The 12,718-nt window shown below is 36.6% G+C and carries 10 protein-coding genes; 2 read left to right on the plus strand and 8 right to left on the minus strand.

The window, feature by feature from the left end:
- Window positions 1-83 precede the first annotated feature (83 nt).
- The 6 genes from CZ487_RS21745 to CZ487_RS21770 all read right to left on the minus strand — a co-directional run bounded on the left by CZ487_RS21745 (window position 84) and on the right by CZ487_RS21770 (window position 5,945).
- A complete protein-coding gene (locus CZ487_RS21745) occupies window positions 84-920 on the minus strand; it encodes a PP2C family protein-serine/threonine phosphatase (RefSeq protein WP_077214346.1) in 837 nt (278 codons plus the stop codon).
- A complete protein-coding gene (locus CZ487_RS21750; RefSeq protein ID WP_077214347.1) occupies window positions 920-1,237 on the minus strand; it encodes an STAS domain-containing protein in 318 nt (105 codons plus the stop codon). Before CZ487_RS21750 ends, CZ487_RS21745 begins: the two co-directional genes overlap by 1 nt.
- 16 nt (window positions 1,238-1,253) lie before the next feature.
- Window positions 1,254-2,363, minus strand: a complete 1,110-nt coding sequence (locus CZ487_RS21755) for a methyl-accepting chemotaxis protein (protein WP_077214348.1) — start codon at window positions 2,361-2,363, stop codon at window positions 1,254-1,256.
- Window positions 2,364-2,451: 88 nt separating this feature from the next.
- Entirely contained in the window at window positions 2,452-3,429 is a 978-nt protein-coding gene (locus tag CZ487_RS21760; protein ID WP_077214349.1) for an ATP-binding protein, read from the minus strand.
- A 93-nt stretch (window positions 3,430-3,522) separates the two neighbouring features.
- Window positions 3,523-3,849, minus strand: coding sequence for an STAS domain-containing protein (locus CZ487_RS21765; protein WP_077214350.1), 327 nt, complete (start codon window positions 3,847-3,849; stop codon window positions 3,523-3,525).
- A 23-nt stretch (window positions 3,850-3,872) separates the two neighbouring features.
- Window positions 3,873-5,945 carry a flagellar assembly protein A gene (locus CZ487_RS21770; RefSeq protein WP_077214351.1) on the minus strand — a complete coding sequence of 691 codons (2,073 nt, stop codon included), beginning with the start codon at window positions 5,943-5,945 and terminating at the stop codon, window positions 3,873-3,875.
- A gap of 310 nt (window positions 5,946-6,255) precedes the next feature.
- Here CZ487_RS21770 and CZ487_RS21775 point away from each other — a divergent pair, with 310 nt between their 5' ends.
- On the plus strand, window positions 6,256-7,440 hold the full coding sequence (locus CZ487_RS21775) for a sensor domain-containing diguanylate cyclase (protein ID WP_077214352.1): 1,185 nt from the start codon (window positions 6,256-6,258) through the stop codon (window positions 7,438-7,440).
- 48 nt (window positions 7,441-7,488) lie between these two features.
- Here the strand turns inward: CZ487_RS21775 and CZ487_RS21780 are convergent, their stop codons facing one another.
- Window positions 7,489-8,652: a coiled-coil domain-containing protein gene (locus tag CZ487_RS21780; protein WP_077214353.1), complete on the minus strand. Its 1,164-nt coding sequence runs from the start codon at window positions 8,650-8,652 to the stop codon at window positions 7,489-7,491.
- A gap of 612 nt (window positions 8,653-9,264) precedes the next feature.
- Between CZ487_RS21780 and CZ487_RS28195 the strand changes: the two genes are divergently transcribed.
- The gene (locus CZ487_RS28195) at window positions 9,265-11,403 is read left to right on the plus strand and encodes a methyl-accepting chemotaxis protein (RefSeq protein ID WP_077214354.1); all 2,139 of its coding nucleotides are present in this window, start codon (window positions 9,265-9,267) and stop codon (window positions 11,401-11,403) included.
- Between the two features lie 58 nt (window positions 11,404-11,461).
- Here CZ487_RS28195 and mtnK read toward each other — a convergent pair whose 3' ends face one another.
- Window positions 11,462-12,706: an S-methyl-5-thioribose kinase gene (mtnK, locus tag CZ487_RS21790; protein WP_077214355.1), complete on the minus strand. Its 1,245-nt coding sequence runs from the start codon at window positions 12,704-12,706 to the stop codon at window positions 11,462-11,464.
- Window positions 12,707-12,718: the final 12 nt, after the last annotated feature.

Genomic DNA, 12,718 nt, shown 5'->3' on the forward strand with positions numbered 1-12,718 from the left:
GTTAGTGATTTCAAGGTTTTACTTTAATGAATGAAAAGAGCGGGCATTTAATAGGTATGTACGCATACATTCGCTTTGTTACATCACAACCGCGGCGAGTTAAAACTTGTAATATCAGCTTGCTGATCATTTATTTTTAAAAGAACCATCGTTATATCGTCCTTTTGAGGAAGTCCTTCTGTAAACTCAATGATGGAATCCATTACACATTTCTCTAATTCTCCAACATCTTTTTCTATATGCCTTATAAGTGTTTGAATCAGGCGTTTCAATTGATATTGTTCACCTTCTTGATTCATTGCTTCGATGATTCCATCAGTGTAAAAGAAAATAGTATCCAGACTATCTAATTTTACAGATTCTTCTTCATATTCTTGATTCGGCAGGCCACCTACCATAATCCCTTTTACCTTAGGAAGTTCATTGATTTCATGGCTCTTTCCTCTAATAAAAAGAGGAAGGTGATGCCCAGCATTAGCATAGCTAAATATCCCTGTTTGCGGGTCCCAATCTGCACAAAATAAGGTAACAAAGGAACGCAATGTTCTTAGATCTTCATAAATAGCCTGATTCATCGCTGTTAATGTTTCACCAGGTCCTTGCGTACTTTCTGCCGCACTGCGAAACGCTCCTCTAGTTAAAATCATCAGCATGGCAGCTGGAATCCCCTTGCCCATTACATCGCCGATCACAATCCGAATTTTTCCATTCACTAATGGATAAAAGTCATAATAATCTCCGCCAATTAACCTTGCGGGAAGAGTATTCCCAGATACTTCGCCCCCCTCGAATGTCGGTGTTTTTCCATTTAAAAGCTTCGTTTGGATATTCCTAGCGATGTTAATTTCCCGTTGCAATGTTTTATCAATTAATTGCTGCTCATCTTGTGTGTTTCTAACTGTAAGATTGTCTAAAATCATCACACACCCTCCAATTGGAGGGTATTCAAAATCTGATAAAGTCCGACTGTTTCAAACACTTCATTTGTCAGTTCATCAACACCCTGAAGTTCAAGCCTAAACTGTTTCTCTTGAGACAGATAGATCGCATTCATGATGGAACCAATGCCGGTAGAATCAATAAATTCTAATTTACTAAAATCAATCACAAGTGTTTTAACCGTTCCTATGTTTTCTAAATAATCATCTATTACACCACTTGTTGAAATATCCAATACCCCTTGAAGCGTAAAGATAGTAGTCAAACCTTGTATTTCTTTTTTAACTTTTAGACTCAACTAATTTCCCTCCCCTTTATAGCTTAAAATTACTCATTCTCTCGAGCATTGTATTTGAAATAAAAGATAATTCTCTCGATTGTTCATACAAAGATTGCAGTAAATCTGATAGTGTAATCGTAATATTTGTTGTAGCAGCGGTATATTGATTAGCCCTTTCTCGCATCTTACCCATGCTCTCTAAAATATCCTGAACATTTTCATCATGATTATATGGAATCAATGTCATTTCAACTTTTTTTAAATAATCATTTATTTCATCTAATTGTTCTCTGGCATCTATCGTTATTTCTGTTGATAGTTCGTAAATTCTTTCTAAGGAGTCGGATGCCTCAGACTCTAATTCCTCTGAAAGGACTTGCGTTTTTACTGCTTGCTCCTGAGTATCCTTTATAAACTTGTTTATATTATCTACCATGATATTCGTAGTAACAGAAAGCGAAGAAAGTTCACCCGCATTAAGGACTTGACTCTTTACCGTTAAATCTCCCGTTTCCAGTATTCTTATCTGTTTTATAATTTTCTTGATATTTTCATAGATTTTATCAAAAAATTTAATCGTCATTATAGAAAGAACAATTAGTGACACAAAACTTGAAATTACCAAAATAATTGAGTGACGGTAAATTTGGCCTGTCACTTGGTTGTAATCCATGGAAATATATATCACTTGTCCATTCTCCACTTGTAAATATAACTTCAGTACTTTTTCACCATTTATTTTTTGTATACTTTTCTCTTTCCCTTTTTCACCAAGCTTTTTGATCATTTCTATATCCTCCTCTGATAAAAACCCTAAAGGAGGAGCGTTTTGCTTCTCTAAATCGGTATTCTGAAATTCTTTTAAATCAATGACAGTGATATCATGAATAAACGTATGATCTCTTTCCATTTTTTGAATCCAAAAATTCAAGCCAACTTCATCGGTAAATCCATATGATTCCTGTGCTTCAAAATACGCGTTGATACCATGTACAATAATCGTTGACCATGTTTCCAGTTCATGCTTCACTTGCATATTAATAAAATATAATTGCAGACTCCCTGAAATGATTGTGATGATCATTAGAACCGTTAACATTCTAATGATAAATTTCGTTCTCAAAGATGAGATTCTTAATTTCAAAGTAAAATCCCCTTTCCCCCATATATCATTTTGCTCATTGGTGAAGAGTTACTTTGTGATCCTTCCTCGGTCCATTCGGCGGTGTTTATCATTTCTTTAAAATACTGACAGAACTCAGTATTTCTTCACTTTTCCGCGTCCCAAGATCGAATATTAGAATGAGAGTGGATCCTTTTGGAGAAGTGTATAACAAGATTTGTTTTGCCATTTTCCTCATGATCGTAAACCCTTGCCCCATCGATCTTTTCGTTGAATACCCTGATAAAAGAATTTTCTTAGGTAAATCTTCAAGAGGAAATCCCGGTCCTTTATCTTGAATAACAAAAAGCAGTTCATTTTGTTCGTCATTTTCTATCAGTATCAATTGGCCTTCTTCAGCATGCTTGATCGTATTCGTAATCGCTTCAGAAAGTGCTAATAACCAGCTCATCATCTTAGCATTGGCGAGCCCCTTCTTTTCCAGTACTTTTTGAACAGAATTTCGAGTTTTGGGAATATCTGATCTCTCCTTTATCGTGCCGTTGCAGAGAATATTTCCTGTTAAATATGCTGTTGCTTCTCTTTCTGAAATGAGCATAAACTGACCTTGAGTAGCAGCGAACATAACATCGCGATAAATTCTCCACTCATTTTGTTTTTCTTCCGATAAATGAATTTTTTCGTGTTCCATTGCCAAAGTAGATTGTAAAAAAAGATCTCTCCTATGTACCTCATAAACCTTCATCATTGCATTTTGTATTTTGATATGAATATCCAGGTCCATGATTTTCTTTTGAATATCTTCATTTCGTTTATTCCATTCCAACATTTGTTGTGACAGATAAAGGATAAGTTCATTTTCATTTTCAAAATTAACTTGAGAAAATGATACGTTCTTTAATGAAGAATAAAATAATTTATCCCATTCTAACGATTCCAACCCAAGATATTGGCCTATTTTCTTAGCGAGATATCCTCGATTAGTTTTATAGATCAATTCTTTGTAGGAAACATCTAACGGCGGAGACGGTAGCTCAATATATTTTGTCTCAGTGGATTTCTTATACTTACTAAAAAGCCGTCTCAACGGTCCTAAGCCTCCTTAAAAACCTTTTTGTAATAAGAGGAAAAACTCACCAATAATTTTTGGAGAGTTTTCCCTAAAAGTTATCACCTTAAATTAATTTAACGATAAATAAACTTTTTCTCTCAAGATTTCATCAAGTTGAAGGATTTCAAAAACCTCTCTTACCATAGGTTGTATTTTCTTTATTTTGATCTGAACATCCTCTTGGTTGTTTTTTAGTGAATCAATCAGATTCAGCAATAGACCAATACCAGTCGAATCCACAAACGGAACTCCATCAAAATCTAACTCAACACAAGCAAAATTCATTAATGCTGGGATAATTTCATCTTCAATTAATTCTGAGACCTCTATATCAAAATCCCCATTAAATTGAACTGAAACAGATTGATCTATTTTGTCTAATTTGTATGTAAACATTCCTATAGCTCCTCTTCCTAAGGTTAAAAGACTAATCTTGCATTTTCGTCTAACCTAGCATTGATGTTCCTGCACTCCTCCTGAAATGTATGCTTTACTTTTCCTATTTGAATTACCGTGCCTTCTCTAGCCAGGTCCATTCTAATCTTCCCATCACTAGGCACAATAATTTTATTCATAACACCACCTTCTGAGCCGGATTCCCTAATGTTCACTCCCTGTGCAGAATAGATTTCTCCCCCTCGAAAGACACCGTTAATATCGACAACTCCGCCAGCGTGAATTTTGGAATTATAGCACCCTTGTCCACTAATACGGACATCTCCGCCAGAATAGATATGGCTATTTAGTGCATAGCTTAGGTGTATAAAGCAGTCCTTGTCTTGATCCTCAGCATATTGTCCTATCATTTCTGCTAAATTCTTCTCCAAAGCGATCATACTGTCAAAAGAATGATATTCATTCATGACTGTAGAAAAAAAGCACGATTTCAATTGTCCTGCTAGGGCTAGCCATTGATGATCTAAAAGATGATTTCCTTTTTGGCTCAAAGAGATAAACTGTTTCACACTTGTACCTAATAATTTAAACTTCTTTTCTATCAAGATTTTTATGAGAGGAAGCAGTCCTTTCTTGCCATGATCTGTCATTTTTAGAGCTGGCAAGTTCATTAACTGTTCTATCGTTAAGATCATCTTTTTCATCTCTTCTTGAATATTTCTTAGTAGATAAACCATTTGTGAGGCAAAAATATTTTGTTTTCCAGCTGAAATCATACTGCCAATTGCATTTCCGCGAATGACAACATTCGTATTAGACGAGACCGATGCAGAATAGACATTTTTAAAAATCTCAACATTTCCTTCTGCTTCTACCATCATTCCATCCTCTACATTTCCAAGCACATCAATGTCACCTTTAAAACGGATATTTCCAGATGAAATATTCACTTCACCGCGATGAACTAATTTTTCAATAATCGAGACCTTTGCCATTAACCCATTTTGTTCAAAAAAGGGACGCCCCTTTTCTGTTGCAACCAGCTTGTTTTGACTTTCTAAAAAGGTAATCCCTTTTCCACACTGAACAACAAGAGGATAGGTCTGTTTCGGAGGAATCGGTTCGTTTGTAACTGTATACCCTGGTATCCCTGGAACAGGCTGATGGATCTTAGCGACTACTTGGCCCTTTTGTACAGTAGGGATCACTTGAATATCTCGGAAATCCACTGTACCGTTTGCACGTTCTTTTAAACCCATTTTCTTTTCGGTTTCTACAATGAGCTCAATTCTGCCATTTTTACCTTCTTTAGGACTTACCCCGCTGGCAATTGTAAATGTCCCTGGTGTATCCGTATTAACAGCTTTCATAATTTCACTGTGATTAAAACCGTGGATCACCCTTAATTCATTTAGTGCTTGCAGTATTTCTTTATACTCTAAGTCATTTATAATCTCGACAGTCTCTTCAGCTTCCAAAACAATATGATAATCCGGTTCAATGTCCTTTATTTTGCTTGTCTTTTTCATCCCAGGTTCGATATGCAAGTAGACATTTAACTTCTCGGAATCCATCGTTATATTCCATATGGTATCTTTACTATCATCCTGTGTTTGAATTTCAAATCTGTCTTCTTTTGTAGCAATGGTTGAAAGCGCAATTTGTTCATTATTCTTTAAAAGCTTGATTCCATTGCCAACAGAAATTGTCGGATAGTGAAGCTCTGACGGCTGACAGTAAATCTGACCTTCCTTAACCCATACCTTCCCACCAAGCTGTTCATCAGGGCGATGTTCATCGGCCTTGGCGTTCATTGAGACAAGTTCGACCTTTTTATCTGCCAATCCCAAATTGTCGACAACCTTCTCAATCACAGCGAGATCCACTGACATCGAAGCACTTTCACGATGGGTACTATTTGCTTTGATTTTCGTTAATTTTACTACTGCCTGTCTTGACCTTAACTGCAAAAATCCTTTAGTTTCTTTCTGAATGATTTCGATGGCGGCTTCCTCTTTACCGATCCCTAACAAATCCAGTCCGAGTTCTATTGCTTCCCTAACATTTTTTCCTTTTGAAAGAATCGTTTGTTCCATTTCCCTTCACCATTCCTTGTAATATAGAAACTCACGTTAATATTTATAATCGTTATAAAAGATAGATCAGATTATTTAAAACTCCATTTTCCAAGTTAGCTTGTCTGTAAACACATTATCCTTTAACTTCCATATCCAGGGTATCACCTAGTATTCCCATTCTCACAATTAGGACAGATTAGGAGTCTATTCCCATTGTATTCCTAGTCCACTTTTTACTAGAATTTAAGCAAGCCTAATGAACATCATTATGATAAAATAAGAATCCCTAAAGAAATTTAAGGCTTAGTACAATTTGGGATGTGAAAAAGTGAATAATAATAAAATTTGGCTCCTCAGCATTAGCATGACCATTTTTATCGAAGTAATCATATTCTTTAATATTGATAGTTGGAAGGTACCGTTCGTCTTTTACCTGCTGCCGTTATTATCATTGATTCCTATTTTTACGGCAGATAGTAAACTAAAAAGACTAGTAGATAATCGTAATAAAGATGTTCAGGCATTAACCGGCAGAATCAATTTATTAGAAGAGAAACTAGAGGATTATCAATATTTCGAAAAAGAATATCGGAACATTTTGGATCAAAATCAAGGTTATATATTCTCATACAATACGGATGATCAAAGAGGGTTTATATCCAGCGAATTTAAGCAGGAAACTGAAATGACGATAGAAGATTTCGCTCTCTCCTTAAAAGCGATCGAAGAAAATATTCATGAAGAAGATAGAGCCCGATACTTAAAAAAGAAACAACAATGGATGGCAGGTGTACCTGTAAACATTGAATTTAGAATGATACTAGGAGAAGAACAAATTCACTGGAAAGAGCTGCGAGCCTCTTCCAAGATGACAGAATCCGGGGAAGGCAAAAATATTACTGGGATGATAATTGATATCACAGATAGAAAAGTGAAGGAAGAAAGATTGTCACAAATGGCATTCTATGACAGTCTGACCGACCTCCCAAATCGATCGATGCTGAAAAGTCATTTAAAGAAAGCACTATCTCGTGCAAGGCGTAAAGAACATGAAGTAGACATCATGTTCATTGATTTGGATGGCTTTAAAAGTATTAACGACACTTTAGGTCATGATGTAGGGGATTCCCTGCTGAAACAAGTCGCTGAACGCTTAATCGAAACTGTTCGTGAGGAAGATTTAATTTCGAGACTGGGCGGCGACGAATTTATCGTCGTATTTGAAGAAACAAATAAGGAAGAAATAAGCGGCATTGCTGAACGAATCCTGCAAAGTATCTCGACTCCCTTCCTTATTGACGATAACAATGTTACTGTTACGCCAAGTATTGGAATCGCTATCTATCCAGATAATGGATCAGATATCGAAGCATTAGTTAGAAATGCAGACAAAGCCATGTATTATGTTAAATCAAAAGGAAAAGGCCACTATGAATTCTACAGCACTGATTTGGATGATATCGTTCCAAAGAAGTCACTTTTCGACAAGGTTTTAAGTTTATTTCAAAAATAATACAAAAAAAGCTTACTCTCTTTCCATCCGAGAGTAAGCTTTTTTATATTAATCTATAATACGGTTGACTCGCCCATTAAATTTTTGTTTCCAGTATCCTGATGACATATCTGCAATCGCAACACCCGTTGAACTTTGAGAGCCAATGAACTTGCCACCGCCTACATAAATCCCAACATGTCCATCTCTTTTATACGTATCAAAGAATACAAGATCTCCTGGTCGCATTTCACCAACAGAAACGCGCTTCCCTTGACCTTTCAATGCATCTGTACTTGCACCAACTTTAATTCCTGCTTGTGAAAATGCATAATGCACAAAACCAGAACAATCAAAACGGCCATTGGCAATGTCATATGAATTTCTTCCACCGCCAAATACATATACGGAATTTCCGATGTATTTATAGCCTGCTTTGATAACATCATTCACATTTCCGCTGTAAGTTGCAGCTGTATATGTATAATTTGCTCCGCTAGTACTTTTAGCACCAGATACAGAAGATACGGAAGATACAGAAGCTTGAGCTGCAATTAATTGTCTTAACTTTTCTGCTTCTAAATCACTTTTCTCAGCTGTTAATGCTTGAATCTTCTCTTCTAACTCTACTTTTAGCGCATCATTTTGCTCTTTTTGCTCCGTCATTAGAGCCTTCATACCTTCAAGTTCTTCCATCATGCTGTTAAGATTGGCCAGCTTATCCTTTACAGCATTTTGCTTCTGCTCAACTTCCGCTTTGTCTGCTTCATGCTTATTAATTAACTCTTTATCTGCATTTGCAATTTGCGCAACGGCGAACGCACGATCAATAAAATCACTGAAATCCTCAGATCCAAGTAAAACCTCGATGTAGCTTACGGTTCCACCAGTTTCCTGATAGGATTGAGCTCTCAATTTTAGGACATCCGTTCTTTTCGCAATGGTTTCTTTTAATACACTAATTTCTGCTTCTAATACTTTTACTTCATTTTGTGTCGCTTCTATATCTTTTTCAGTCTTTGCTATTAAATTATTATTATCTTCTAAAGCTTTTTCAACACGTTGGATTTGCTGTGCCAACTCCGTTAGTTCACTTTGAGCTTTAGTAATATCTTGTGTTAATTCTTGAATTTGGGTATTTACATCCTCCGCACTTGCTGTTGGAATCCCTACTAAACTACCTACCCCAAGTAGAATTGTTGTGTTAAGCACTAATAATTTCTTCTTAATCATTCTTAATCCTCCGACTGCCATATGTACTTATATGAAATAAGTATGAGATTATTACACTTTCAAGAATATATTATTCATCTACTTGAATCTGACAAAATCTAATCTAAAAATACAAATTTCTTAATTTCTTTTTTCTCTACTCTAGTACTATAGCAGGCAATGATAACAAAAAGATTATAATAATATTACATTTATATTTCAATTTCGGTACCAGGTACCGCTCGTGGACAGATAACTTGATTTTGTCTTTGTGGGGAGGACAGTTTTTAGGTATATTTTCACTTTATTTTTAATATTTGTTAATTTGCCACGAATTCGACTTATTTCGTGCTATTTGACAATATTTTTTCTAATTGCGATTGACAATTTTTGAAATATTTTATAATTTATGTAGGTATTTAGATGCGTATTCTTCAAAGTGTATTTTTATGCAATTAGTACTACATTCATAGTGTTAACCAGATTCATTAGCTAGCATGATACATCGCATTACATGATCTTTATCCACTACTAGTTTTTTTACCAAATCCATCATCCATCATGATTCTTTATCAGACCATCCTTACCATTCCAAAAGAAGCAACAAAAATTAGCTGAAGGGAAGAGAGTACAATGAAAAGCATCCAAACAAAATTAATGATTCTTGTTACGTCCCTCATTATATTAGTGTCGCTAGGTGAAGGTATCGTTAATATGTTTCTTACTAGAACTGCATTGGAAAACCAAGCGATGCAAAGTTTACAACTTCAAACAGAAGAATTAAACAATCTGCTGAGTGAATCAGAAAAGTCAGTAGATTTATTAAGAGAACAAGCACTTGATTCTTATGACAACAACATCCGAAATCAAGTTGAAAATGCGATTAGCTTAGTGAACTCCTTTTATCAACAAACTCAGGATGGAATTCTTACGGAAACAAAAGCCAAGTCAGAGGCGCTGCGCAGCCTTAGAAACATTGTCTATGGTGAAAACGGTTACTTCTGGATTGATGATACAGAGTATAACCTTGTCCTTCTTCCTCCTTCTCCTCAACAAGAGGGCATATACCGCGGGAACGCAACCGATCAAAATGGTACGCAGTATGCAAAGCTATTTGTTGATGGAGCCTTACAGGGCAATGATAATTTTGTTGATTACTATTTTCCAAAACCAGGGGATGACACAATAGCCTATCAAAAACGCGGATATACGAAATTATTCGAACCATGGGGATGGGTCATCGGAACAGGGAACTATGTGGATGATATTGAAGCCGCTATTAGCCAATACGAGGAGGAAATGAAAGAGAATATTAATGCCAGCGTAACCAAACTAGGAGAACACGGAGGAGCAGGAGTCCTTTCTGCCGATGGTATTCTGCAATACTTTAATGACCCTAAAGCAATCGGAACGAAAATTGAAGTAGTTGACCTTCAAAATGGTGAAGATGTTGTTAAAAAAATAGTTGAAACAAAAAATGATTTTCTAACTTACGAGATTCAAAATCCAATCACGGGTCAAACGCAAAAAGAAATTTCATATGTCCATTATGATGAGGACCAAAACCGTTTTGTCTTTATTTCAAAAGCAGAGGAGCATATCTATCAAGGTGCTTCTAAATCTGTTTTTAATACCATTATCGTCATTGTAATCGGGGTTATCCTTGCATTCGCAGCTACCTACTATGCCGCTAGGGGGTTCGCACGTCCCATCTTACAAATACAAAGAGTCAGCGAAGAAATTAGCAGCGGCAACCTAAGCGTTCCAAAATTAACATTAAAATCAAAAGATGAAATAGGCAGACTGGCCCAAAGTACCAACATTATGATTGAAAAAGTGAAAGAAATGATCATGCAAGCTGCAGATATCTCCAGGAAAGTCTCTTCCTCCAGTGAAGAACTTACTGCTTCTGCAAACGAAATGAGAGATAGCATCGAACAAGTATCTGCTACTAGTGAGGAAATTGCCAGCGGGGCCACTTCTCAGGCTAGTGATGCGACAGAGACGTTAGAAAAAGTAAGATCGGCAGCAGAACAAATGGAGATGATGACAAGTTTTACTTTTGAAATGAAACAGAATTCAGATAAAGCAAACCTTGCCTCTCAGCATGGTCTGAAAAGTGTTGATCAGTCGATGCAGCAAATTCAAATGATTGAAGAAAGAGTTTCCGAGACTGCTCGCGTCATACAATCCTTAAGTGAAAAATCAAAGGATATTAACCACATTTTATCTGTGATTCATGACATTTCAAACCAAACGAACTTACTTGCCCTTAATGCTGCGATTGAGGCAGCACGTGCTGGTGAACACGGGAAAGGATTTGCGGTTGTAGCTGATGAAGTTCGAAAGCTTGCTGAGGAAACATCCTCTTCTACAAAGCAAATTTTTGAAATCATAACTGCAGTTGAAAACGAGTCTGAACAGGCGGGACAGTCTATGGCAGCGATGGTTAGCGAAGTAAATGTCGGAATGACAGTCATAGAGGGAAATAAAGACGCTTTTCATGAAATTAGAGAAGCAATCAGTCAGTTAACAGAACGCATTATGGAAGTGACTATTTTAACAGAAAAGAACGCTGATAACATGACGGATATATTAAAGCTTGTTGAAAACATTGCAGCCGTCACAGAGGAGTCTTCTGCAGGCACAGAACAATTATCGGCAACTATGGAAGAGCAGAATGCTTCCGTTCAACAAATCAGCTCAATGGCGTCAGAACTCTCTAGTCTAGTCGATGAATTAAACAAGACGATTTCCAAATTCAACTATTAATAGGGATGAAAGTCTAAAAAGAAAGGCTGCCACACGGCAGCCTTTCTCATATAGTAGATTAATTACTTTTTATACTTTCACTATAAGCACTGACACTTTCAAGTAATACTTTTACAAAATCATTCCCTGTCCTGATATCAGAACGATTGAGAATAAATGTTTTTGCAGCTGTCAGACAGATTTTCTCTGCTAAAACGCGGTCGTTATCATCCGTAATTGAAGTAATGTCCTTCACCTTCGCAAGCCCAATGATTCTGCGCGATAACTCAAGTCCCGTTACTGCAGCAGTATCTTCAAGAATTGAATTCAAGTAAACTTCTTTAAAGCCTGGATATTTTGCAGTTCTCTCTGTTGCCTTCTCATCCCATAGTTTTAAGAATTTATCCGTAAACAACTGTACTACATCTGAAATTGTATTTTTCAAGTATAGCAGATAATCCTCTTTCTTCTCTTGATCCTCAATCACAAAGTTTGAACTCACATAAGCAAAGATCAAGTTGGCAATTACGTTGCCAATATCATAGCCCGCAGGTCCATAAAAGGCGAACTCAGGGTCGATAATTTTAGTAGAATCCTTCTTGATAAAAATCGATCCAGTATGAAGATCGCCATGTATCAAGCTTTGCGCCTTTGTCATGAACTCAAACTTAAGCTTAGCTGTTTCCAATGCTAATTTTTGATCATTCCAGAACTCTTCAACAACGAATTCTTTCGTCCCAGGAAACACTTCATTTTGTTCACAATCATAAAACGGTTCTGTGTACACTAAATCTTCAGATATCTCACAAAGCTCAGGATTGATAAATTGCTTTACCAAATCCTTTTTATCCTTATGCTCTAACACCACATCTGAAGTTAGCAGCAATGTATTCGCAAGGAAAGTAGAAATATGATCAGCGAACAACGGAAACTTTTGATGCTTCAACAGTGCTGAACGCATAATTTCATGGTCCGATAAATCATCCATCACACAGCAATTCATAATAGGATCATAGGAATATACTTCAGGAACAAATCCTGGAGCCAGTTCCCCTTTCAGCTTTAAGATGTCACTTTCAATTCGGTTACGATCGGGTGACAGCTTAAATGCATCCGAAATCCGCGCTACCGGCCCTGCCTGCTTAATAATAATTGATTTACCGCTCTTCTCATCCACGACTCTAAACACATAGTTTAGATTTCCATCCCCGATCTCCCGGCATGTCAGTTCAGCATTTTTATCGAAAAAATCCAGCTTTGTTCTGATATAATCCACTGCATCTTGTTCACTCATTGTAAAGTAAGCCGAAGTAAAGTCCTTCATCCTGTATCCCCT

The organism is Robertmurraya dakarensis (genome assembly GCF_900156875.1).
GTDB classification, from domain to species: domain Bacteria; phylum Bacillota; class Bacilli; order Bacillales; family Cytobacillaceae; genus Robertmurraya; species Robertmurraya dakarensis.

Coding starts and splice junctions, on each gene's coding strand:
- CZ487_RS21745 (WP_077214346.1), bottom strand. CDS start 920: ATGATTTTAGACAATCTTACAGTTAGAAACACACAAGATGAGCAGCAA.
- CZ487_RS21765 (WP_077214350.1), bottom strand. CDS start 3,849: ATGTTTACATACAAATTAGACAAAATAGATCAATCTGTTTCAGTTCAA.
- CZ487_RS21770 (WP_077214351.1), bottom strand. CDS start 5,945: ATGGAACAAACGATTCTTTCAAAAGGAAAAAATGTTAGGGAAGCAATA.
- CZ487_RS21780 (WP_077214353.1), bottom strand. CDS start 8,652: ATGATTAAGAAGAAATTATTAGTGCTTAACACAACAATTCTACTTGGG.
- CZ487_RS28195 (WP_077214354.1), top strand. CDS start 9,265: ATGAAAAGCATCCAAACAAAATTAATGATTCTTGTTACGTCCCTCATT.
- mtnK (WP_077214355.1), bottom strand. CDS start 12,706: ATGAAGGACTTTACTTCGGCTTACTTTACAATGAGTGAACAAGATGCA.